Genomic DNA, 21,559 nt, shown 5'->3' with positions numbered 1-21,559 from the left:
GCAACTCCTCCGACCATGGGTGGAGTGGTCCGTAACGGCGCACAGCTGCTCGGTCGGCGGTACCGGTTGGTCGAGCAGCTCGGCGCGGGCGGCATGTCCGTCGTGTGGCGTGGCTACGACGAGGTGCTCGGCCGGCAGGTGGCGGTGAAGGTGCTCGCCTCCCGGCTGGCCAGCGACCGGGCCTTCCGGCACCGGATCCGGATCGAGGCGCAGGCCGCCGCGCGGCTGGCCCATCCCAACATCACCGGCGTGTACGACTACGGCGAGTCGGTGCAGGTCGGCCTGACCGTGCCGTACGTGGTGATGGAGCTGGTCGACGGCGTCCCGCTGAGCGCCCGGCTCGGCCGGGACGCCCGGCTGCCCTGGCGGGAGGCGGTGACCATCGGAGCCGAGGTGGCCTCGGCGTTGGCCGCCGCACACGCCCGCGGGGTGGTGCACCGGGACGTCAGTCCGGGCAACGTGATGCTCACCGCGACCGGGGTCAAGGTGGTCGACTTCGGCATCTCCGCGCTGGTCGGGGTGAGCGAGCAGGGCGCCGACGGCACCGTCTTCGGCACCCCGGCGTACGTCGCCCCGGAGCGGCTCGACGACGGCCAGGTCCTGCCGGCCACCGACGTGTACGCGGTCGGCCTGCTCCTCTACCGGATGCTCACCGGCGGACTGCCCTGGGACGCGTCCAGCACCACCCAGCTGTTGCGGGCGCACATGTTCCAGGATCCCGAGCCGCTGCCACCCGTGCCGGGCCTGCCGGACGCGGTCACCGAGCTGGTCGGGCGCTGTCTGGCCAAGCGCCCCGAGGACCGGCCGGGCACCGCCGAGCTGGCCCGTACCCTGGCCGACGCTGCCGGGGTGCCGGCGATCGTGCCGGTCTCGCCGGCCGCCTCGGTGGATCCCGGGGTGCTGGCGAACGCCGGTACCACGATCCTGCCCTGGCGGGTCGACACCGACGCGTTGCCCTTCACCGAGGCCCGGCGGGGCCGGCGGATGCTCGGCCGGCGGGCCGGCGGCGGTCGGCACGGTGGCGGCGGGCTGCTCGGCCGGCGGGCCGGCGGCGGGCTGATCGGCCGGCGGCTCATGGGCGGGTCGGTCGACAACGGGCCGGTCAACGGCCTACCGGTCGGTGGCGGGCTGGACGGTGGCCGCCAGAGCGGTGGCAGGCTGAGCGGTGGCCCTCGGGTCAGCGCCCGGCGTCGGCGGGTGGAGGCCGGGCTGGTCGCGGCCGGGTTCGTCGCGGTCACCGCCGCGATGTGGGGGGTGGCGTCGCAGCACAGCCCGGCCAGTGGGGGCGCGGAGCAGCCGACGGAGGCCCGGATGGGGTTGGAGCCGCCGGTGAGCTGCGCGGTGGCCTACACCCTGCGGTCGGACAACGGCCGGGAGTTCGCCGCCGACCTGACGCTCACCAACACCGGCCGGCGGGAGCTGCGCGACTGGACCGTGCACTTCAGCTTCCCGGCCGAGCAGAAGCTGACCCGGCCCGCCCCGACAGTTCGCCAGCAGGGCGAGACGGTGCTGGTCCGGCCGGCTGCCAACCGGCCGGCGGTGGCGCCGGGCAAGTCGGAGAAGGTCGCCCTGACCGGCACGTACACCGGGGTGAACCCGCTACCTGTGGAGTTCCGCCTCGGCGAGACCCGGTGCGGGGTGCAGGTGGCCGGGGTGGCCGGCACGGCACCGGCGACGAAGCCGCCGGCCGCCAAGGCGAAGTCGAAGGCCGCGACGAAGAAGTCCGCCGGCTCGGGTGGTTCCGGCGGCTCGGGCGGCTCCGCCGCCAAGAAGCAGCCGGTCAAGAAGTCCGCCGCCAAGGGGTCTGCTGACGCGAAGAAGGCCGCTCCGAAGAAGCCGGACCCGAAGGCCAGCGAGGCCAAGAAGTCCGCCGCTCCGCAGAAGCCCGACCCGAAGCCGGCCGCGAAGGGCGCCGGTGGTGCCAAGCCGGCCAAGGGTGGCCGTTGACCGGTATCGATCAGGTGAGGGCGGCGAAGCGCTGCACCTGTTCGATGCTGCCCTCCACGATCAAAATGCTGCCCGGGGCCAGCACGGTGTCCCCGGCGGCGTACCGGAACGGCTCCCCGGGCAGCTTGGCGCCGACCACCATCACCCCGTACCTGTCGATCGGGCCGAGCTCGCGCAAGGTCCGCCCGAACAGCGCCTCCGGCGCGCGGACCTTGGCGATGGCGAAGTCGTCGCCGAACTCGATGTAGTCGAGCATCCGGCTGACGATCAGGTGCGCCACCCGCTCCCCGGTCTCCGCCTCGGGGAAGATCACCTGCTGGGCACCGACCGCCGCCAGGATCCGGGCGTGCTGCTCCGAGGTGGCCCGGGCCCAGATCTGCGGTACGCCCAGCTCCGCCAGGCCCAGCACGCTGAGCACGCTGGCCTCGACCGACGCCCCGATGGCGACCACCACCCGTGCGAAGTCGGCCAGCCCGAGTTGCCGCAGCGCCCCCACCTCGGTCGCGTCGGCCTGCACGACCCGGTCGAGGGTCGGCGACCACTTCTGCACCCGGTCCGGATTGCGGTCGATGGCCAGCACCTCGTGCCCCAACTGGGTGAGCGAGGTGGCCAGGTGGCAACCGAACCGGCCCAGCCCGATCACCACCACCCCTTCGGTGTCCCGCCTGCGCCTAGCTGACAATGGGTTGCTCCTCCGGGTACCGGTACAGCCGACGTCGGGTGTTCAGGGCGATCGCCGAGCCGAGGGTGAGCGGCCCGACCCGGCCGACGTACATCAGGACGGTGAGGACCAGACGACCGGGCTCACCGAGGGTCGTGGCCAGCCCGACGCTGAGCCCGGTGGTGCTGAACGCGCTGGTCACCTCGAACAACGCCCGGTAGTCCCGGACGTTCTCGGCCAACGCCACCAGCCCGGTCGTGCCGGCGGCGACGAGCGCCACGCTGAGCAGCGCCACGGTCAGTGCCTGCCGCTGGCTGGTGCTGGCGACCCGGCGGCGGCCCACCGTGACGTCCGGCTCACCGCGGAGCTGGGCCCACATCACGAAGGCGAGCAGGAAGAAGGTGGCGACTTTGATCCCGCCGGCGGTGCTGGCGCTGCCCCCACCGATGAACATCAGCCCGAGGAGCAGGGGATAGCTCTCCTCGTCCAGGGCGGCCATGTCGATGAACTCGAAACCGCCGGTACGCAGCACCGCGTCCTGGGTGCCGACGGTGAGCATCTTGTCCGCCCAGCCGTACGGGCCGATGGTGTGCGGGTTGCCCCACTCGGCGGCGAGCAGCCCGACGAAGCCCACCACCAGCAGCGCCAGGCTGCCCCAGATGGTCAGCTTGGTGGCCACCCCCCAGCGGCCGGGCTGTCGCCAGGTGCGGCTGGCGTCGAAGATGGCCGGGAAGCCGAGCCCACCGATGATGGTGCCGGCGGCCACCGGCAGGCAGACCCAGGCGTCCCGGGCGAACCTGAGCATGCTGTCCGGGTAGAGCGCGAACCCGCCGTTGTTGAAGGCCTGGACGGCGTGGAACAGGCCGTACCAGAGGGCCCGACCGGGCGGGTAGTCGTAGCCGAGCCAGAGCCGACCGGCCAGGACCAGCGTGATCACCGCCTCGCTGACCAGGGCGATCGCCGCGATCCGCAGCAGCAGCCCGCGGACGTTGCCGAGGCCGTACTCGGCGGTCTCGGCCTGCACCAGCAGCCGGTTGCGCAGGCCGAGCTGCCGGGCCACCACCAGGATCACCAGGGCCGCCCCGGTCAGGATGCCCAACCCGCCGGCCTGGGTGAGCACGGTGATCATGATCAGCCCGAACTCGTTCCAGTAGGTGGGGGTGTCGACCACGCTCATGCCGGTGACCGAGACGGCGGAGGTGGCGGTGAAGAGCGCCACGGTGAACGGGGTGTACTCGTACTCGGCGGAGGCCTGGGGCAGCATCAGCAGGCCGGTGCCGAGCAGGATCGCCACCAGGAACCCCACCGGCACCAGCCGGACCGGATGACGGAAGAACCGGCGCACCAGCCCATCTTGTCCACCCCCACCCCGCCCCACCCCCCAAACTGCAAGGAAGGGCCCCCTCTTAACGCATACGGTCGAGAAGGGTCCCCTCCTTACAGCTGCGAGGGAGGGCTGTGGGCGGCCGGCAACTCCGGGCGGCCCCGGCGGCTGCTACCTGCGTGGCGACGTCCCTCGGTTCTGCTGGGCGGGCGCGGGTGGTGCCGCCGAGCTGGACGCGGGCGCCCCCTGGCTGCTCCGGTTCTGGAGGAAGCTGCTGGTCTGTTGCAGGACCTCGCTGAGAGCGGGTGCCGGCGACTGGCTTCGGGAACGCGCGAACCCGTTGGCGGCGGTGAGTTCGAAGTTCTCCAGGGTCAGCGCCCGCCCCGCAGCGGGGTTGGCCATGCGGTTGTAGTAGCCGTGCTGGATGTCGTAGACGCTGTCGGCGTGGGGGTGGGATGCCATCGTCTCGCGGAATCGGCTCGCCGCGGTCGGGTCCAACGAGACCCGCTGAGGCGGATTCTCCCGGAGCCACGCCTCCGGTGAGTGGTCCCGCGCGGCGATAGCTTTGTAGTCTCGGCCGTCCGCCCGATCGAATGACTCGCGGTCGAAGGCACGCATCTGCGCGACCGAGTAGTTGAGGACGCTGGTCACCGTGGGTTCCTTCGTCCAGGCGTCGACCACGACGGACTCCGGGTGGAAAGGCGGGCCGATGACCGGGGCGACGTGATCGAAACCGACGTCTTTGCCGTTCTGGCCCCTGGCGGCCAAAAAGTCGATGACGGTGATCTGGTCGCCGATGTTCCGTCTACTGTCGTACAGTTGCGATTGGACCAGGGTTACGATCTCTGCCGAGTAATTTCCGCACTTTCCTCCACCGACCGCCCGAGCGAGGTTTGCCACTTGGCCGCGCATGGTGTCGAGATCGGAATCCTGAATGGCATCCTCGGGGTCCAAGACCCGCTCCGCGTTCATGGTGCTGGTGCCAGCAGATCGGACGAACTCGTCCACCTGATTTACCGGGACGAACCCCTCCCGAGCTGCCGTCGCAGCTGCACGGCCGAATTTGAGACGGGCGTCCCGCAGGTCGTTCTCCATGGCATGTACCTGCGCGAAAACGCCTGCGGCTCGCCCCAAGAGTTCCTGCTCGGGTGGGGTGACCAGGTGCGGGTTCTGTCGGGCGTGGTCGCGGGCGGACTGCAGGAACTGCCGCAGCGGGTTGTCGACCTCGGCCCGGAGGTTCCGCTGGTATGCATCGAAGCGCAGCGACTCCGGTGAGTCGTACGCTGGCCGATCCGCAAATTTGCGGTTTCGCATCTCGTCGACGAAGCGGTACCTCTCGAGAAGCTCCTCGTACCTGTTGAGGTTTCTTTCGTCAGGTGACAGCTTCGCCAGGGCCGCGGGCAGCGCGGTCAGATCCTGCCGCAACTGTGCCCGACGTCCGTCCAGGAGATGCTGTACATAAGCGATCTCCGTCGGTGGTATTTCCGGCACTCGTTCTCCTCCAGATAGCGCTTCCGTCGATTCCCGCCGTCGTGGGCGGCTCCTTGATCTGACGACGGGGCCCGACGGCGGACCGGGGCCGCGTCACTCGGCCGTTGGTCCTCCGCACAACGTCCGGTCACCTTGATCGGTTCGATCTTTCGGCAAACTCGCAGTGCCGCGCGCCGGGCTTCGCCGACCGGGTTTCATCTGCCGGCCAGCCGCCGACCCTCGCGCTCAACGGCGACCTGTCTGCTCTGGCACCTTCGCCGAGTTGCGCACCCGGCGCGCCGGGGATCGGTTACGACAGGTGTAGGGCCGTCGGGCGGCGGAAGGCGGCAACCCCGGGGCGGTACGCGCCTGGGGACATCGGTCGGTCACGATCGTCGGGCCCGGCGACTGGCCGGCATTTCCGCGGGGGCCCGGTACTGGCCGTTTGTTGGTCGTCTCGGTTCACTCCGGTCGGCTCCTGTCGGGACGATGGTCGGCGGATTCGCTTGGCGGGCTCAGTCGCATGAAGTGCCGTCCGCCCGGTCGGTTCACCCCTCGGAGCACCGCCTCGTACGACGGGAACGACGGCTCCCGGTTCGACCGGAGCCTCGGTGACCGCCGTCTCACCTCGGCGGCGCTGAACCAGCGGGCCCGTCGATCCGCCCCACCGGATCGACGGGCCGGCCCGACCGTTCCGTCCGTACCGCTCAGCCGGCGACCTGGCGTCGGCCGGTCGTCGGGCGCACCGCCGGTGCTACCCTCCGCCTCCGCCTCCGCGGGCGTTTCGGCGGACGTTCCCGGAGGTTGGTGCCAGGGCCGGTCGGGTGCTGCTGTTGTCCGGGGACTGACTGCCGCGTCCCGGGCTGCGCAGCGACGCCACCTCCGACATCGTCGGGCTCCAGGTGCCGGTGGCGATCCTGTTGTGCATCTGCCCGGCCAGGTTGTTCTGGTCGATGAAGGGGACGATGTTCCGCTCGTACCCATCCTGCGTGGCTATAAGGTTCTGCTGGGCATTCCGGACCTCCATGGTCCGGTTCTGGACTTCTTCGGCCCGCTGCTGACGCTCGCGGGAGGAGTTCGTGGGGTACATCTCCATCCACCCCTGGTAGTCCTCCAGAGCCGTGTGGGCGTTGTCCAGGCGCTGGTTCGCCCGCTCAACCGGCGGGTAGTACTGCCGGTCGTAGCGGTCTCGCTGCTCCTGAGTCATGCCGTAGTCGCGGACCGTGAGGTAGTCGTACTGGGCAAGCAGCTCCTGCCCGTTGCGTGGTTGCGGTGCGGCAGGTTGTTGACCGTACGAGCCTTCTGGGTTCGGGTGAGTCATCGACTTATCCCCCTGTCTCGTTGCCTTTCCTATTGGCAGCGACGTGACCGGGGCGATGATTCCTCGATGCGGCAGGGGTTGCGTGTGATTACTGTCTCAAGTGGACAGTGGTGGCGGAGCCGGTGGCGGGAGGGCCACCAGCGAGGGCCCGGCTCTCCTCAGCGGAACTGGCCGCGCCGCTGCGGGGGCGGCTCGATCGGCGGCCTGCTGGCCTGTCCGCTGCCGCCCTCACGGCGAGGCCGGTCGCGTCGACCCTGGCTCGGGGACTCCAGCGTGGCGTACGGCGCGAAACCCGCCCCCGCCTCCTGGGGCAGCCTCGACGGCTCCCTGAAGGTCAGGGTCACACCGCGACTACTGACGTAGTTGATCAGGTTCTCCCGGTACTCGTGGCGACTGTCGTTCGCGTGCTTGTCGGCCTGTGTCTGGAGGTTGACCAGCTCTTGCCTGGCGGCCATGAAGGCATCGAGTTGTTCGTAAGGGACCTGTCTCCGGTCGAAGTCTGCCAGCGCGGCCCGGCGTTCCGCCGCCTGCGCGTCGCTCTGCTCGACCAGACTCCACGGGTGCACCCGGTCGAAGTCGTTCCGTACGTCAGCTGGCAGAGCATCCCGGATGGCTTCGATGGTGTAGTCGTGGCGTAGCGAACGATCCCGCCAGTCGATGTGGATGTCGAAGTCCGACCCGCTGTTGGGGTAACTCATCGTCGCCTCTTCCCTGGTGGTCAACATCGGTCACGGGGGTCACCTGGACGGGGGCCGGGCCTGGATCGGTCGCCCCGGGACTCGCCCAGCGGCGGACGGGGGCTGCTGTCGCTGTGCCCGGACCGGGGCTGCTGGTTCGACCTGCTGCCGCCCGGCGACTGGAGGGGGGCGACGTCCGCCACACTCGGTGCTGGCGTGCTGTAGAGCTGCGACCGGGTGATGACGCCCGGCAGCAGGTTGCGGTTGTCGACGTGCTCGATGAGGTTGTTCCGGTAGCTCCGTACCACCTGTTGGACCTCCGCCAGGTCCTCCTCGGTGTAACCGCGGCTCGGTGCTGCTGCTTCGCGTACCGCTCGGACCTGCTCTTCGGTGGCGTTGCGCGGCAGGTCCGCCATCGTCCTCGCGTCGTGTCGTTCCAGTTCCCGGCGGTGCTCTCTGACGTCCTGGGCGGCCCGCAGGGCTTCGTTCCGAGGGTTGGCCTCGTCGAAGGCTTGGCGATCCGCCGGGAGCAGGTTCTGCCGCACGGCATCCACGCCGTGGTCCCGCACCATGCCTCGGGTGGTCTGCGGGGTCCTGGGCTCGTGGATGGGGAAGTCCTGCTGGTTCCGGTCCGGGTAGCTCATCGTGGTCCCATCGCCTTGGCCTGTCGGTTGGGCAGGTGGAAGGCCTGGTTGGCCGGGGTGGAACTGTTCGTCGTCGTCGGCTGGGTGGGCGGCGCCGGTCGGAGGAGGGCCGCCTGCCGGCTCAGGACGGTTTGGCTGAGCGTCGTGAACTGCTCGGTTGCCTGCCGCTGCCGTTCCGTCAGCGCCTCGATTTCCGCGAGGTTCACGCGGATGTGCTGCTGTGCGGCACGGGCAGCGTCGGGCAGGCCAGGGAGGCGCGCTTCCCGCTGCAGGCGGGCCCCGTTGTTCCAGTGCTCAGTCAGGGCGGCGTCGATCGCAAACTGCGATTCGCGCCCGGCTGCGGCGGGTTGCCGGGACGCGGCGACCTCCCTGGCCGGGTCGCGGTAGGGCTCCAGGTCCGGGCCGTGGTGAAGCTCGCGGGTGACCGCCACCAACTCGCGGATCAGTTTGATCTGTTGGTGCGCTGCGGCCTCGAACGGCTGCGCGCTGCCCGGGTCGGCGGAGCGCAGCGTGTGGACCGCCTCCCAGATCTGGCTCTGGGCGGTGTCCTGGGCGTCGAGCGCGACGCGCAGCGGGGCCTCGGCTCTCCGTCGGCTCTCGAGAGCCGAGTCGAGCTGGAACGGTGTCATGCGCGCCGGCAGCAGCTCCGACAGCTGTTCGTCGGTGGCGGCGAGGTAGCCCGCCGCGGTGGTCAGCTCGGTCGCGGCAGCTCGCTGGCGCGCTCGGGCAATGTCGGTCAAGGATCCGAGAACCTGGCTGGTGGACGGGGGCGGGGTCTCGGCCGGGTAGGCGATCTGGCCACTGCTTCGGCGTGCCTGTTCCGACGTGGCGAGATTCGCCTCCAGGGCGCTCAGGTAATCGTCCAGCGGTTGTGTGTCGTACTGCATTCGTCGAACCCTTCACCGGGGCGATCGTCGTCGCCTGTCGCGTCGTCCCGGTTCACGACGGGCGCGATGGCCCCTCGGTTCGATCGTAGGTCAGGTGATCGCGGTCTCACGCCGACGACGCCCCGGTCGTCCGGCGGCGGCCGGTGACTCCCCGGTGGCAGGTGGACCGGGTACGGCGGGTCGGTCCGGTCCTGGCCCTACCGCTCCGGCCGCTGCGCGACGTAGGTGCCGCGGCCCTGGTGGCCGATGATCAAATCGCGGTCGTGCAGGATGGCGAGCGCTCGATACACGGTGTTGTTGCTGACCTCGTACTGGATGGCGAGCTGGCTGGTCGACGGCAGCTTGTCGCCGGGCTTCAGCTCGCCACTGGCTATCTTGGCGACGATCTCGTCGACGATGCGGCGGAACGACGGCTGTGCTGTGGGCATGGTGAGGACTCCGGTCGGTTCGGCACCACTGATCATGCCCGACCTGCTGTAGCTGCTGCAATATGTAGGCGCGCCAATACTCAGGGCTAGACTGCGGTTAGTAAGTCGCGTAAGTTGCTGAGTGTCCGGCTCCGGTTGGTTCGGCAAACCCTTCCGAGCGTGGACAACCAGGTTGGCTCCGGGGCCGTACCGCCGATCAGGGCTGCGGTCACGGGGCCGGCGGCCCGGTCCGCTTCCCCCGCCCCGGACCGGGCCGCCTCCACCCACGACACACGGGCCCCGGCCCAGGAAGGCGGCGTCATGCGTACCCTGCTCACCCGGCTCCGGCGAGCCACCCACCCACCGACACCACCCACGCCGCACCACCCACCGGCACCACCCGCCGGACGCCGATCACCGCACGACGGCTGGTACCGCGCCGATTCCTGCCCCCGCCTCACCGTCGCCCAGATCCGCAACCGACACTTCCGCACCGTCCGCCGCGGCCTCCGCCCCACCGACGTGTACGCCCACCTCCACCGCGTCGCCAGCGAACTCGCCACCACCCGCCACGCCCTGACCACCGCCACCGAGGAGAACACCCGAATCAAGACGGCGCTGCGCACCTGGCAGTCCCAGTTCACCCCAGGGGGCAACCGATGAGCACCGAACGCTTCGTCGTCCACCTACCCGTGGTCGCCGACAACCTCGACACCGCCCGCCGCTACGCCCGCGTCATCACCCGCGCCGTCAGCTTCCTCGGCAACGTCGACCGCACCGAAACCACCGTGTCGTACGAAGACGAACAGGGCGTACACCACCGGATCTTCTGCGACCGACTCCTCGGCAACGGCCGACGCTGCACCGGACGCGCCGGCCACCCAGGCGACTGCTGACCTCGATGGTTCTCCCGACGGGCGCGGTCCTCGGAACCATCGGTTTCGGCGCCTTGGTGATCAGGAACGGCGGTGGATGTCGCGGCGGGTGTGGCAACTGTCACTTTGGGTGGTCCGGTACGGGCTGAACCGTGCGGGGTTCCGGCCCGTCGAGTGGTCATGCCGAACAATCCGGAGAGCCAACGGTGGGCGAATATTCATGCCGCTGTCGAGCATCACTTCGCCAACCGTTTCGGGCAACCACCGTCCGCAAAGGTGCCGGTGAACGGCATCGTGGTCGATCTCAGCCGGGCCTTGAGCAATATTCGACGGAAGGGTTATCCGGAGGCTTGTCCCGTGGAGACGCGGGATTTGATCGAGTTGTACCGCGATATGGGTGCCTTCCCCAAGGGAAGTGGGCGTCGGGGCGAGTCGGGTTGGGCGGATGTTCGTGCCGCTGTCGAGTATCACGTCGCCAACCATTTCGGGCAACCGCCGTCCACGAAGGTGCCGGTGGGCGACATCGAGGTCAATCTCAGCAAGGCCTTGAGCAATATTCGGCAGCACGGTTTTCCGGAGGCTTGTCCGGCGGAGACGCGGGATTTGATCGAGTTGTACCGCGATACGGGTGCCTTCTCCAGGGGAGGTAGTGCCAGGCGGGGTGAGTCGGGTTGGGCGGATGTTCGTGCCGCTGTCGAGTATCACGTCGCCAACCTTTTCGGGCAACCACCGTCCAAGAGGGTGCCGGTGGGCGACATGGAGGTCAATCTCAGCCAGGCCTTGAGCGATATTCGGCGGCACGGTTTTCCGGAGGCTTGTCCGGTGGCGACGAGCGATTTGATCGAGTTTCAGTCTGCGGTCGGCGCTTTCGGGCGGGGGCCGGCGGGTAGCATGCCGAAGCGGCAACCGCAGCCGCAGCCGCAGCCGGTGCCGGAGATGGATTTGGATCCGGAGTTGGTGCAGGGGTTGGGGGTTTCGGGGCTGTCGGCCTGGCCTGGTCAGGCCGGTGGTGTTGCCACAGTTGCCGCCCTTGTTCTGCCCGCTGCCGGGTCGCAGCATGCGCCGGCCGGGTATGCGCCGTCTGGGTATGCGCCGTACGACCCGGCACCCGGGTCGTCGTCGAACAATGGGCGGTCGCGTCACTGAAGGTGGGTGCTGGGGGTCGTTGTGTTGGACGGGTCCCCGTGCTGGGTGTGGCGAGTGTCACTTTGGGGGGTTCGGTGCGGGTTGAACCGTGTGTGAGTCCGGCCCGTCGAGTGGTCATGCCGAAAAATCCGGAGAGCCAACGGTGGGCGAATATTCATGCCGCTGTCGAGTACCACTTCCTCCACCGTTTCGGGCATCCACCGTCCACAAAGGTGCCGGTAAACGGCACCGAGGTCAATCTCAGCCAAATCCTGGGCCATATTCGGCAACGTGGTTATCCGAAGGTTTGTCCGGCGGAGACGAGGGATTTGATCGAGTTGTACCGCGATATGGGTGCCTTCCCTAAGCGGGGCGAGTCGGGTTGGGTGGATGTTCATGCCGCTGTCGAGTATCACGTCGCCAACCATTTCGGGCAACCGCCGTCCACGAAGGTGCCGGTGAACGGCACCGAGGCTGATCTCAGCCAGGCCTTGAGGAGTATTCGGCAGCGTGGTTTTCCGAAGGATTTTCCGGCGGAGACGAGGGATTTGATCGAGCTGTACCGCGATATGGGTGCCTTCTCCGAGGGAGGCCGGGCCGCGCGGGGCGAGTCGGGTTGGGTGGATGTTCATGCCGCTGTCGAGTATCACTTCGCCAACCATTTCGGGCAACCACCATCCAAGGCCGTGCCGGTGAACGACATCGAGGTCAATCTCAGCAAGGTCTTGAACCATATTCGACGGCAGGGTTTTCCGAAGGCTTGTCCGGTGGGGACGAGGGATTTGATCGAGTTGTATCGCGATATGGGTGCCTTCCCTGTGGGGAGCACTGCCAAGCGGGGCGAGTCAGGTTGGGCGGATGTTCATGCTGCTGTCGAGTATCACGTCGCCAACCGTTTCGGCCGACCGCCGTCCAAGAAGGTGCCGGTGGGCGACATGGAGGTTGATCTCAGTACAATCTTGAGCGATATTCGGCAGCGTGGTTATCCGAAGGATTGTCCGGTGGCGACGAGCGATTTGATCGAGTCTCAGTCTGCGGCCGGCGCTTTCGGGCGGGGGTCGGCGGGTAGCATGCCGAAGCGGCAACCGCAGCCGGTGCCGGAGATGGATTTGGATTTGGATCCGGAGTTGGTGCAGGGGTTGGGGGTTTCGGGGCTGTCGGCCTGGCCTGGTCAGGCCGGTGGTGTTGCCACAGCTGCCGCCCTTGTTCTGCCCGCTGCCGGGTCGCAGCATGCGCCGGCCGGGTATGCGCCGTCTGGGTATGCGCCGTACGACCCGGCACCTGGATCGTCGTCGAACAATCGGCGATCGCATCACTGAACGTGGGCGCTGAGGGCCGTCGTGTTGGACGGGCCGCCTGTACTGGGTGTGGCGAGTGTCACTTTGGGTGGTCCGGTCTGGGTTGAACCGTGCGTGAGTCCGGCCCGTATAGTGGTCATGCCGAACAATCCGGGAAACCGACGGTGGGCGAATATTCATGCCGCTGTCGAGTATCACTTCCTCCACCGTTTCGGGCAACCGCCGTCCACGAAGGTGCCGGTGGGCGACATCGAGGTCAATCTCAGCAAGGCCTTGAGCAATATTCGGCGGCACGGTTTTCCGGAGGCTTGTCCGGCGGAGACGCGGGATTTGATCGAGTTGTACCGCGATATGGGTGCCTTCCCCAACAGAGGCAGGACCGCGCGGGGCGAGTCGGGTTGGGTGGATGTTCATGCCGCTGTCGAGTATCACGTCGCCAACCGTTTCGGGCAACCGCCGTCCAAGAAGGTGCCGGTGGGTGACATCGAGGTCAACCTCAGTCAGGTCTTGGCCAATATTCGGCTAACTGGTTATCCGAAGGATTGTCCGGTGGCGACGAGCGATTTGATCGAGTCTCAGTCTGCGGCCGGCGCTTTCGGGCGGGGGCCGGCGGGTAGCATGCCGAAGCGGCAACCGCAGCCGCAGCCGCAGCCGGTGCCGGAGATGGATTTGGATCCGGAGTTGGTGCAGGGGTTGGGGGTTTCGGGGCTGTCGGCCTGGCCTGGTCAGGCCGGTGGTGTTGCCACAGTTGCCGCCCTTGTTCTGCCCGCTGCCGGGTCGCAGCATGCGCCGGCCGGGTATGCGCCGTCGGGGTATGCGCCGTACGACCCGGCACCCGGGTCGTCGTCGAACAATGGGCGGTCGCGTCACTGAACGTGGATGCTGGGGGTCGTTGTGTTGGACGGGTCCCCGTGCTGGGTGTGGCGAGTGTCACTTTGGGGGGTTCGGTGCGGGTTGAACCGTGTGTGAGTCCGGCCCGTCGAGTGGTCATGCCGAAAAATCCGGAGAGCCAACGGTGGGCGAATATTCATGCCGCTGTCGAGTACCACTTCCTCCACCGTTTCGGGCAACCACCGTCCACGAAGGTGCCGGTAAACGGCACCGAGGTCAATCTCAGCCAAATCCTGACCAATATTCGGCGTCTTGGTTTTCCGAAGGCCTGTCCGGTGGAGACGCGGGATTTGATCGAGTTGTACCGCGATATGGGTGCCTTCCCCAAGGGAAGTGGGCGTCGGGGCGAGTCGGGTTGGGCGGATCTTCATGCCGCTGTCGAGTATCACGTCGCCAACCGTTTCGGGCAACCGCCGTCCACGGAGGTGCCGGTGAACGGCATCGAGGTCGATCTCAGCAAGGCCTTGAGCAATATTCGGCGGCAGGGTTTTCCGGAGGCTTGTCCGGCGGCGACGAGAGATTTGATCGAGTTGTACCGCGATATGGGTGCCTTCTCCAGGGGAGGTAGTGCCAGGCGGGGTGAGTCGGGTTGGGCGGTTGTTCATGCCGCTGTCGAGTATCACGTCGCCAACCGTTTCGGGCAACCGTCGTCCACGAAGGTTCCGGTGGGCGACATGGAGGTGGATCTCAACCAGATCCTGAGCAATATTCGGCATCGTGGTTATCCGAAGGATTGTCCGGTGGCGACGAGCGATTTGATCGAGTCTCAGTCTGCGGCCGGCGCTTTCGGGCGGGGGCCGGCGGGTAGCATGCCGAAGCGGCAGCCGCAGCCGCAGCCGCAGCCGGTGCCGGAGATGGATTTGGATTTGGATTTGGATCCGGAGTTGGTGCAGGGGTTGGGGGTTTCGGGGCTGTCGGCCTGGCCTGGTCAGGCCGGTGGTGTTGCCACAGCTGCCGCCCTTGTTCCGCCCGCTGCCAGGTCGCAGCATGCGCCGGCTGGGTATGCGCCGTACGACCCGGCACCCGGATCATCGTCGAACAATGGGCGGTCGCGTCACTGACGTCGGACCGGCCCCATGTCCTACTGGCGCACAGCGGTACGGCGATTCGCCGGGCCGCCGTACCTGCTCCACGTCCTCGTCAGGTCTTGCCTCTCGTCCGGCCCGGTGGTGCCGGGGCGTGACCGGCCGGGCGGGAAGCGTATCCACCGTCCCGGCCTGCCTGCGACGAGGCATCCGGGCGGTGCGGGCTGCCCAGCAGCGCCGCCTCGGTCACCGTCGGCGGAGCGGCGACGACTGTCGGCCCGGTCTCCCGCCTGGCCTGCGCGGCGAGGTGCTCGCCGGCCCCGGTGAGTGCCTGGGCCGCGCCGTCGAGATCCACGGCGACCTGCCCCACGCCTGCCAGCGTCACCTCGAACTTCGTCGGGTCGTTCGCCCCCGCCCTGGCCTTCGCCAACTCCTCGGTGGCGTTGCGACGACCCTCTTCGGCCTGTCGTAGCGCGCTGTCCAGCCGTCGGTCCGTACCCGCGGGCGGCAGGGTCTGCCGAGCCGCTTCGAATTCGGTAGTGAAGCGGCCCAGACGTTGCTCGATCTGCTCCAGCGCGGTGGTGAGCGCCGAGCCGCCGGCCTCGGTCACCTGGGCGGCGTTCTGCGCGCTCCGTACCACTGCCTGTGCCGAACCTATCGCCGACTCCATCGGGTTCGGGGGTCTCATCCGGCACTCCTGCCGGGCCGGTTCGAAGGCGGGGTCAACCAACGTTCGGTTCGCGCGGGTGCCGCAGGAGTCGCGCTGCTCCCGTGATCGCCAGATCCGGCCGGCCGGTGGCCGGCGGGCGTGGGGGAGGCCAGCCCCGCCGCCGTGCTCACCGTCGACTGGCTGATGCCACCGGGCGTCATCCGGAACGCCTGCGAGGTCGCGTCGATCGCCTTGTCCTGGTGGTGCTGGAGCCTGCTGTGCGGCTCGTTCTGGTACAGCAGCTCGACGACCCTCTTCTGATGGATCTCGGCCGTCATCATGTGGTCGTCGGTCTCGTAGAGCCGCTCCCACCGAGGCGACTTGCCTGGGCGGGGATCCCTTTCCATCTCTTTGTCGAGGTCTCCTCGCACCGCCTGGATCTTGCCCAGGGCGGTCAGTGCGTTCTCGGCGCTTCTCTCCCGGGAGTACTCGAAGCCGGTCTCCGCGTTTACCCGCAGGAACGCCGCCGTCACGTACTGGCTGTTGCGAGCGTCCGCGATCGGGTACGAACTCTTGGGCCTGTCCACTGGCTGCTCCGCTCGGTCAGGTGAGGCGTCGGGCTGGGCTGCTGTCGGTGAGCGACCGGACGCATCCGAACTACGGAGGTCGATGGTGGGTGGTTCGAGGGTTAACGAGCCATTCATCTGTGACCCGGAACACTCTGGCCGGGCTTGCCGGGGTCGGGTCGGCTGGTAGGAATGCCGGATGAGTGTGGATCGGACGGCGGTACGTGAGCGAGCCGAGGCGGTGCTGCGTCGGCTGGCCGGTGAGCACGCCCGGCTGCGCGAGGACCAGTGGCGGGCGATCGAGGCGCTGGTGGTCGACCGGCGGCGGGTGCTCTGCGTGCAGCGCACGGGTTGGGGCAAATCGGCTGTCTACTTCGTCGCCACCGCCCTGCTCCGCGCCACCGACGGTGCCGGTGGGTACGGGCCGACGGTGATCGTGTCGCCGCTGCTGGCGTTGATGCGTAACCAGGTCGAGGCCGCCGCCCGCGCCGGCATCCGGGCCCGGACCATCAACTCGGCAAACCTCGACGAGTGGGACGAGATCACCGGCGAGATCCACGCCGGTGCGGTGGACGTGCTGCTGATCAGCCCGGAACGCCTCAACAACCCGGACTTCCGGGACAGCGTGCTGCCCCGGCTCGCCGCCACCACCGGGCTGCTGGTGGTGGACGAGGCGCACTGCGTCTCCGACTGGGGCCACGACTTCCGGCCGGACTACCGGCGGCTGCGGACCTTCCTCGGCCGGCTGCCCGAGCGGACCCCGGTGCTGGCCACCACCGCCACCGCCAACGCCCGGGTCACCGCCGACGTCGCCGAACAACTGGGCACCGAGCCAACCACCGACACCGAAACGACCGCCCGCACCGGCACCAGGCCGACCACCGGCACCGAGCCGAGCGGCGGCACCGAGCCGGCCACCGGCACCGGACCGGCCACCGGCACCGAGGCGGACGGCGGGCGCGGCGGGCGGCCGGACGTGCTGGTGTTGCGGGGCAGCCTGGACCGGGAATCACTGCGGCTGGGCGTACTCGATCTGCCGAGCCCGGCGCACCGGCTGGCCTGGCTCGCCGACCACCTGGACCGGCTGCCCGGCTCGGGGATCGTCTACACCCTGACCGTCGCGGCGGCCCAGGAGACGGCCGAGTTCCTCCGCTCACGCGGCTGGTCGGTGGCCTCCTACACCGGGCAGGCCGACGACGCCGACCGGCGGGCCGCCGAACAGGACCTGCTGGACAACAAGATCAAGGCGCTGGTCGCCACCAGCGCGCTGGGCATGGGCTTCGACAAGCCGGACCTCGGGTTCGTGGTGCACCTCGGGGCGCCGCCGTCGCCGATCGCCTACTACCAGCAGGTCGGCCGGGCCGGTCGGGCGGTGGCGCACGCCGAGGTGCTGCTGCTGCCCGGGGTCGAGGACGCCGCGATCTGGCGGTACTTCGCCTCGCTCGCCTTCCCACCCGAGGAGCAGGTGCGGGCCGTGCTGGCCGCACTGCACCCCGACCGGCCACTGTCCACCCAGGCCCTGGAGCCGATCGTCGACCTGCGGCGTACCCGGTTGGAGTTGATGCTCAAGGTGCTCGACGTGGACGGCGCGGTCCGCCGGGTGCGCGGCGGCTGGCTCGCCACCGGCGAGCCCTGGGTCTACGACGAGGCCCGGTTGCGGCGCGTCGCCCAGGCCCGCACCGCCGAGCAGCAGGCCATGCGGGAGTACGCCGCCACACCCGGCTGTCGGCTGCGCTACCTGCGGGAATGCCTGGACGACGCCGAGGCGGCCGACTGCGGCCGGTGTGACCGCTGTGCCGAACCGCTGTTCACCCCGGCGGTCTCCGACACCGCGTTGACCGCCGCGCGGACCTTCCTCGGCCGACCCGGGGTCGACCTGCCGCCCAAGAAGCTCTGGCCGACCGGGCTGGACGCGGTCGGCGTACCGCTGAAGGGTCGGATTCCGCCCGGTGAGCAGGCGCTGCCCGGCCGGGCGGTGGGGCGGCTCTCCGACCTCGGCTGGGGTGGCCGGCTGCGCGGCCTGCTCGGGCCGGACGCCGCCGACGGGCCGGTCCCCGACGACGTGGCCGCCGCCGTGGTCGAGGTGCTCAAGGCCTGGGCACACGGCGACGACCGGTGGTCGGCCCGCCCGGTCGGGGTGGTCGCGGTCGGCTCCCGCCGCCGGCCGACGCTGGTCGGCTCGCTGGCCGAGCGGATCGCCTCCGTCGGTCGGCTCCCGCTGCTCGGCCAGGTCGCCCCGGTCGGCCCGCCCACCGGCACCGGTCCGCGCGGCAACAGCGCCCAGCGGGTACGCGCCCTGCACGACGCCTTCACCGTCGATGCGGAGTTGGCCGCCGCCCTCGCCGGGCTGGACGGGCCGGTACTGCTCGTGGACGACCTGGCCGACACCGGCTGGACCCTTACCCTCGTCGCCCGCCTGCTGCGTCAGGCCGGTGCGCCGGGGGTGCTGCCCCTCACCCTCGCCGTGGCCGGCTGAGCCGGGCCATCGACGACTGTGACAAGTTCCACAGATCGTCGACGTCAAGTTACCGAACGGTCGCTGCGGCGCTCCGTAGATCGAGCCGACGGCAATCTACTGGAGGTGGAGATGGCCCACAGCGACAGCGACGCCGACTCGGTCGTGACGGTGCTGCGGATCCCGGAGCAGACAGTCGAGTCGCCGGCGCGGAGCGCGGCACCGCTCGACCTCGGGCCGGCCGGCCCGGAGATCCACCGGCAGTTGGGCGAACTCACCCTGCAGCTCGACCGCCTGGTCGGTTACGCCAAGGAGTTGGACCACAGGGTCATCGACGCGTACTTCCTGGGGCGCGACGAGTCACCTTTCACCCGGCGCGGCAGCGTGGGCGACATCGGCGAGCGGGGCGAGCGGCGGTTCGGCCAGCTCCCCGAACGGTTGGCGGAGCACTGGCAGGATTCGAATCCCCGGGCGCTGGCCGGGGAGGTGGAGGCCGCCAAGAAGCGGAACGAGGCGCTGCTCGACCGCCTGGACCGGGCGATCAAGGAATCCGGCGGGCGGCCCGGGACGGAGGTCCGGCATCCCGACCTGCGGATGGTCCGCAAGAACCAACTCGATATCCGGAAGAGGCTGGGTCAGCTGGCCGGCGCCGTCGAATACTCGGCACACGCCCTCGACGGGGTCAACGCCGGCGCTGTCGGAAACCTCTACGTGCAGCAGTCCCTGGAGAGTTCGGTCAGGGCGATCAGTGGGCAGATCCGAGAACTCGAGCCGGCCCGACGGGAGGTCGGCACCGGGCAGGACCGTCGGGACCTCGATGCGGGCTACGAATCCGACACGTCAATCGCCAGTGGAAGTACGGACGATCGTGGCTACCGCGTAACCGGCGACCTCCTGCCGTTGCCGAGGGTGCTGAGGCGGCTGATGCCCACGGCGGACCGCCTGGGCCCGGAGGGGGAGACGATCCGCGCCCTCCAGCAGGAGATCCTGGGTGGGGCGCGCCGGCTCGCCCGGTCGATCCAGCCACACGTCGACCGCGTCGGGAAGATCGAGCGGTACCTGCAGACCATCGATGAGCTGCGCGGAACCTCCAGCGCAGCCATGTGGGCGCTGGCGGCGGCGAAGCCCGGAGTACGCCGGGAAGAACCCGCCCCGACGAGTGCCGCGACCAAGGAAAAGATCGCCGGTGTCCAGCAGGCGGTCGGGCGGGAACTGGCCCGGGTGTCATTCGCGAAGTTCGTGCCGGAAACCGAGAAGCTGAAGGCCGTCAACGATCGTCTTCTTGAGGTCATCGACCAGAAGCTGAAGAATCCCGGCGAACCCCAACGCGGCGACCTGCAGACCGTCCACCACGCCCAGCAGGTTGTCGGTGAGGTGCTGCGCCGCAACATCGCCGCCCTGGACGGGGCAGAGAAGGGGCTTGCGTTCCTGTCGGGTCGAGCCTCCGAAGGCCCGGGAACCCGTACCGCAGCCTGGGACATGGCCGATGCGACCGTCCACTCCCTGCGGGTGGCGGCGAACTTCGAACAGCGGTCCCTGGTACGGCCGGCACCCGTCAACCCGTCGACGTCGGCAGTCGGGCGGGACCGGGCCGCCGGCCCCGACGAGAACCGCCCGGCCGTGTCCGATCTCGCCGCTGCCCGGCTGTCGTACGTCGGTCCCGCGGCGGGCTCCCCGCAGCAGAGCCTGGCGTCGGCCGGGGCGGTGCCGCACCGGACGCGTTCGGAGCCGAACATGCGAAGCGCGCCGGCGAGGTAGGCGCGACGAGACCGGTGGTGCGTTCGCCAGCCCCACCGGGGTCGGCCGACGGATCCGGCCGCCGTCCACCTCCGGCCACCGCACGTCGTGGCGGTACCGTGGCGGCATGCCTGAGCAGCCCAGCACCGTCGAGGACGAGGCCCCCGTCCCCGCTTCGGCCTCCGAGCCGGCCGGGACGGTGGCCCCCACCGTGGTCGACCCCTCGACCGTACGGATGGCGTTGGTGGTGGGCGGGCTGCTGCTGGCCGTACTCCTGGGGTTCGGGTTGGGGCGGATCAACCCGCGCGAGACGGTGGCCGGCCCGATGACCCCGGCCGGCGGGACGGTCGGCGGCGCGGCGGCGGGCGGCGGGCACAGCCACGCCCCCGGCACCGGCGCGCACCAGCACGACGGGGCCGACCCGGACGACGCCACCGGGCTGTCGGTCACCTCGGCCGGCTACACGCTGGTCCCGTCGACCCCGGAATTGCCCGTCGGGCAGGCCGGTGAGCTGCGCTTCCAGGTGCACGACGGGCAGCGCAAGCCGGTCACCCGGTTCGCCGTGGTGCACGACAAGCCGCTGCACCTGATCGTGGTCCGCCGGGACCTGAGCGGCTACCAGCACCTGCACCCGACGATGGCCCCCGACGGCACCTGGTCGATCCCGCTGACCCTGACCCAGCCGGGCGTCTGGCGGATGTACGCCGACTTCACCGCCGTCGCCGACGACGGACTCCAGACCGCAGTCACCCTCGGCGTGGACCTGACCGCCCCGGGGCAGTACGCGCCGGTGCCGCTGCCCGCGCCGGCCCAGCAGACCATCGCGGACGGGTTCACCGTCTCCTACCAGGGTGAGCCGAAGCCCGGCGTCGCCGTACCCCTGGTCTTCACCATCGAGGGTGCGGACGGCGCGGTGCCGACGTTGGAGCGGTACCTCGGCGCGTACGGCCACCTGGTGGCGCTGCGGTCGGGTGACCTCGGCTACCTGCACGTGCACCCCGAGCCGGAGCTGGACGCCGGCGCGGTGAAGTTCTGGGTGACCGCGCCCGGCCCCGGCAGCTACCGGCTCTACCTGGACTTCCAGGTAGCCGGCGAGGTGCGGACCGCCGAGTTCACGCTGACCGTCGCCTGACGTCGTCGGCCCGCCCGCCGACCGGCCGGTGGGCCAGGTAACGCAGCAGGTCCCGGATGTGGTGCTTCTCCTCGGCGGCGATCGTCGGATCGGCCAGCCGGTCCAGGATCACCCGCACGTCCGCCTCCACCGGGGCCTCCTCGCCCCGCCGCTGGCCACCGACCCGGCCGGCCTCGGGCAGGCCCAGCGCGCGGAACGCCGCGGTGACCGGCAGGTCCAGGGCGGTGCAGAAGCTGCGCACCTTGGCCAGCTCGGGGTAGTCCTGCCAGTCGCCGGCCAACCAGCGGAACACGGTGGAGCGGCCCACGCCGGTGTGGGTGGCCAGGTCGGTCACGGTCCAGCCGCGTGTCTCGCGGGCGTCGTCGATGGCGCGACGGACGAAGCGGGCGAACGCGTTCTGCGGCGAAACCTGTGCCGAACCCATCCCTGTGAGGTCTTCTTCCTGCCAGCCGAGCACCGGACGGTGCG

The 21,559-nt window shown here is 69.6% G+C and carries 21 protein-coding genes; 10 read left to right on the top strand and 11 right to left on the bottom strand.

Translation table 11 applies throughout. The features are described 5' to 3' along the window. The first annotated feature begins 24 nt into the window (after nt 1–24). Nucleotides 25–1,947 (top strand): protein kinase domain-containing protein, encoded by a 1,923-nt coding sequence (locus tag GA0070617_RS31840; RefSeq protein ID WP_342341800.1) that lies wholly within the window; start codon nt 25–27, stop codon nt 1,945–1,947. A 10-nt stretch (nt 1,948–1,957) separates the two neighbouring features. Here GA0070617_RS31840 and GA0070617_RS26225 read toward each other — a convergent pair whose 3' ends face one another. The 8 genes from GA0070617_RS26225 to GA0070617_RS26190 all read right to left on the bottom strand — a co-directional run bounded on the left by GA0070617_RS26225 (nt 1,958) and on the right by GA0070617_RS26190 (nt 9,359). Then, nucleotides 1,958–2,590, bottom strand: coding sequence for a potassium channel family protein (locus GA0070617_RS26225; protein WP_373868367.1), 633 nt, complete (start codon nt 2,588–2,590; stop codon nt 1,958–1,960). A 28-nt stretch (nt 2,591–2,618) separates the two neighbouring features. Further along, complete coding sequence (locus GA0070617_RS26220; protein WP_091444295.1) at nt 2,619–3,953, bottom strand: TrkH family potassium uptake protein; 1,335 nt, start codon at nt 3,951–3,953, stop codon at nt 2,619–2,621. A gap of 150 nt (nt 3,954–4,103) precedes the next feature. Beyond that, complete coding sequence (locus GA0070617_RS26215) at nt 4,104–5,423, bottom strand: hypothetical protein (protein ID WP_139135772.1); 1,320 nt, start codon at nt 5,421–5,423, stop codon at nt 4,104–4,106. Nucleotides 5,424–6,156: 733 nt separating this feature from the next. Next, complete coding sequence (locus tag GA0070617_RS26210; protein WP_139135771.1) at nt 6,157–6,723, bottom strand: hypothetical protein; 567 nt, start codon at nt 6,721–6,723, stop codon at nt 6,157–6,159. A 158-nt stretch (nt 6,724–6,881) separates the two neighbouring features. Next, nucleotides 6,882–7,448, bottom strand: a complete 567-nt coding sequence (locus GA0070617_RS26205) for a hypothetical protein (RefSeq protein ID WP_091444284.1) — start codon at nt 7,446–7,448, stop codon at nt 6,882–6,884. Next, nucleotides 7,442–8,044, bottom strand: a complete 603-nt coding sequence (locus GA0070617_RS26200; RefSeq protein WP_091444281.1) for a hypothetical protein — start codon at nt 8,042–8,044, stop codon at nt 7,442–7,444. The genes GA0070617_RS26205 and GA0070617_RS26200 overlap by 7 nt, the downstream gene beginning before the upstream one ends. Next, nucleotides 8,041–8,931, bottom strand: coding sequence for a hypothetical protein (locus GA0070617_RS26195; RefSeq protein WP_091444277.1), 891 nt, complete (start codon nt 8,929–8,931; stop codon nt 8,041–8,043). Before GA0070617_RS26195 ends, GA0070617_RS26200 begins: the two co-directional genes overlap by 4 nt. Before the next feature lie 197 nt (nt 8,932–9,128). Further along, nucleotides 9,129–9,359 (bottom strand): GntR family transcriptional regulator, encoded by a 231-nt coding sequence (locus tag GA0070617_RS26190; protein ID WP_091447404.1) that lies wholly within the window; start codon nt 9,357–9,359, stop codon nt 9,129–9,131. A gap of 159 nt (nt 9,360–9,518) precedes the next feature. Between GA0070617_RS26190 and GA0070617_RS26185 the strand changes: the two genes are divergently transcribed. The 6 genes from GA0070617_RS26185 to GA0070617_RS30825 all read left to right on the top strand — a co-directional run bounded on the left by GA0070617_RS26185 (nt 9,519) and on the right by GA0070617_RS30825 (nt 14,588). Next, nucleotides 9,519–10,001 (top strand): DivIVA domain-containing protein, encoded by a 483-nt coding sequence (locus GA0070617_RS26185; protein WP_373868363.1) that lies wholly within the window; start codon nt 9,519–9,521, stop codon nt 9,999–10,001. Next, nucleotides 9,998–10,234, top strand: a complete 237-nt coding sequence (locus tag GA0070617_RS26180) for a hypothetical protein (RefSeq protein ID WP_091444268.1) — start codon at nt 9,998–10,000, stop codon at nt 10,232–10,234. The genes GA0070617_RS26185 and GA0070617_RS26180 overlap by 4 nt, the downstream gene beginning before the upstream one ends. A gap of 159 nt (nt 10,235–10,393) precedes the next feature. Further along, complete coding sequence (locus GA0070617_RS26175) at nt 10,394–11,359, top strand: hypothetical protein (protein ID WP_139135770.1); 966 nt, start codon at nt 10,394–10,396, stop codon at nt 11,357–11,359. Nucleotides 11,360–11,475: 116 nt separating this feature from the next. Beyond that, nucleotides 11,476–12,657 carry a hypothetical protein gene (locus tag GA0070617_RS30830; protein WP_175440662.1) on the top strand — a complete coding sequence of 394 codons (1,182 nt, stop codon included), beginning with the start codon at nt 11,476–11,478 and terminating at the stop codon, nt 12,655–12,657. A gap of 117 nt (nt 12,658–12,774) precedes the next feature. Beyond that, nucleotides 12,775–13,509 carry a hypothetical protein gene (locus tag GA0070617_RS30195; RefSeq protein ID WP_175440661.1) on the top strand — a complete coding sequence of 245 codons (735 nt, stop codon included), beginning with the start codon at nt 12,775–12,777 and terminating at the stop codon, nt 13,507–13,509. Nucleotides 13,510–13,625: 116 nt separating this feature from the next. Next, nucleotides 13,626–14,588 carry a hypothetical protein gene (locus GA0070617_RS30825; RefSeq protein ID WP_175440660.1) on the top strand — a complete coding sequence of 321 codons (963 nt, stop codon included), beginning with the start codon at nt 13,626–13,628 and terminating at the stop codon, nt 14,586–14,588. A 79-nt stretch (nt 14,589–14,667) separates the two neighbouring features. Here GA0070617_RS30825 and GA0070617_RS26170 read toward each other — a convergent pair whose 3' ends face one another. Next, nucleotides 14,668–15,240, bottom strand: a complete 573-nt coding sequence (locus GA0070617_RS26170; RefSeq protein WP_139135767.1) for a hypothetical protein — start codon at nt 15,238–15,240, stop codon at nt 14,668–14,670. Next, nucleotides 15,237–15,788 (bottom strand): hypothetical protein, encoded by a 552-nt coding sequence (locus GA0070617_RS26165; protein ID WP_091444258.1) that lies wholly within the window; start codon nt 15,786–15,788, stop codon nt 15,237–15,239. The genes GA0070617_RS26170 and GA0070617_RS26165 overlap by 4 nt, the downstream gene beginning before the upstream one ends. A gap of 178 nt (nt 15,789–15,966) precedes the next feature. On the opposite strand from GA0070617_RS26165, the gene GA0070617_RS26160 reads away from it, so the two are divergent. From GA0070617_RS26160 to GA0070617_RS26150, 3 genes are all read left to right on the top strand, one after another. Next, complete coding sequence (locus GA0070617_RS26160) at nt 15,967–18,243, top strand: RecQ family ATP-dependent DNA helicase (protein ID WP_091444254.1); 2,277 nt, start codon at nt 15,967–15,969, stop codon at nt 18,241–18,243. A gap of 111 nt (nt 18,244–18,354) precedes the next feature. Then, nucleotides 18,355–19,980 carry a hypothetical protein gene (locus tag GA0070617_RS26155; RefSeq protein ID WP_139135766.1) on the top strand — a complete coding sequence of 542 codons (1,626 nt, stop codon included), beginning with the start codon at nt 18,355–18,357 and terminating at the stop codon, nt 19,978–19,980. 106 nt (nt 19,981–20,086) lie between these two features. After that, on the top strand, nt 20,087–21,091 hold the full coding sequence (locus GA0070617_RS26150; protein ID WP_373868362.1) for a hypothetical protein: 1,005 nt from the start codon (nt 20,087–20,089) through the stop codon (nt 21,089–21,091). Here the strand turns inward: GA0070617_RS26150 and GA0070617_RS26145 are convergent. Then, nucleotides 21,072–21,515, bottom strand: coding sequence for a helix-turn-helix domain-containing protein (locus GA0070617_RS26145; RefSeq protein WP_091444247.1), 444 nt, complete (start codon nt 21,513–21,515; stop codon nt 21,072–21,074). The genes GA0070617_RS26150 and GA0070617_RS26145 overlap by 20 nt on opposite strands. Between the last annotated feature and the right edge of the window lie 44 nt (nt 21,516–21,559).

Source organism: Micromonospora yangpuensis (genome assembly GCF_900091615.1).
Classification (GTDB): Bacteria; Actinomycetota; Actinomycetes; order Mycobacteriales; family Micromonosporaceae; genus Micromonospora; species Micromonospora yangpuensis.
Note: the sequence above shows the minus strand (reverse complement) of the source record. Positions and strands in the feature narration are given on the sequence as shown.

What these genes read in the sequence shown, in the direction of transcription:
- GA0070617_RS26210 (WP_139135771.1), bottom strand. Translation starts at nt 6,723, where the DNA reads ATGACTCACCCGAACCCAGAAGGCTCGTACGGTCAACAACCTGCCGCA.
- GA0070617_RS26205 (WP_091444284.1), bottom strand. Translation starts at nt 7,448, where the DNA reads ATGTTGACCACCAGGGAAGAGGCGACGATGAGTTACCCCAACAGCGGG.
- GA0070617_RS26200 (WP_091444281.1), bottom strand. Translation starts at nt 8,044, where the DNA reads ATGAGCTACCCGGACCGGAACCAGCAGGACTTCCCCATCCACGAGCCC.
- GA0070617_RS26195 (WP_091444277.1), bottom strand. Translation starts at nt 8,931, where the DNA reads ATGCAGTACGACACACAACCGCTGGACGATTACCTGAGCGCCCTGGAG.
- GA0070617_RS26190 (WP_091447404.1), bottom strand. Translation starts at nt 9,359, where the DNA reads ATGCCCACAGCACAGCCGTCGTTCCGCCGCATCGTCGACGAGATCGTC.
- GA0070617_RS26180 (WP_091444268.1), top strand. Translation starts at nt 9,998, where the DNA reads ATGAGCACCGAACGCTTCGTCGTCCACCTACCCGTGGTCGCCGACAAC.
- GA0070617_RS26175 (WP_139135770.1), top strand. Translation starts at nt 10,394, where the DNA reads ATGCCGAACAATCCGGAGAGCCAACGGTGGGCGAATATTCATGCCGCT.
- GA0070617_RS30830 (WP_175440662.1), top strand. Translation starts at nt 11,476, where the DNA reads ATGCCGAAAAATCCGGAGAGCCAACGGTGGGCGAATATTCATGCCGCT.
- GA0070617_RS30195 (WP_175440661.1), top strand. Translation starts at nt 12,775, where the DNA reads ATGCCGAACAATCCGGGAAACCGACGGTGGGCGAATATTCATGCCGCT.
- GA0070617_RS30825 (WP_175440660.1), top strand. Translation starts at nt 13,626, where the DNA reads ATGCCGAAAAATCCGGAGAGCCAACGGTGGGCGAATATTCATGCCGCT.
- GA0070617_RS26170 (WP_139135767.1), bottom strand. Translation starts at nt 15,240, where the DNA reads ATGAGACCCCCGAACCCGATGGAGTCGGCGATAGGTTCGGCACAGGCA.
- GA0070617_RS26160 (WP_091444254.1), top strand. Translation starts at nt 15,967, where the DNA reads ATGAGTGTGGATCGGACGGCGGTACGTGAGCGAGCCGAGGCGGTGCTG.
- GA0070617_RS26155 (WP_139135766.1), top strand. Translation starts at nt 18,355, where the DNA reads ATGGCCCACAGCGACAGCGACGCCGACTCGGTCGTGACGGTGCTGCGG.
- GA0070617_RS26150 (WP_373868362.1), top strand. Translation starts at nt 20,087, where the DNA reads ATGCCTGAGCAGCCCAGCACCGTCGAGGACGAGGCCCCCGTCCCCGCT.
- GA0070617_RS26145 (WP_091444247.1), bottom strand. Translation starts at nt 21,515, where the DNA reads ATGGGTTCGGCACAGGTTTCGCCGCAGAACGCGTTCGCCCGCTTCGTC.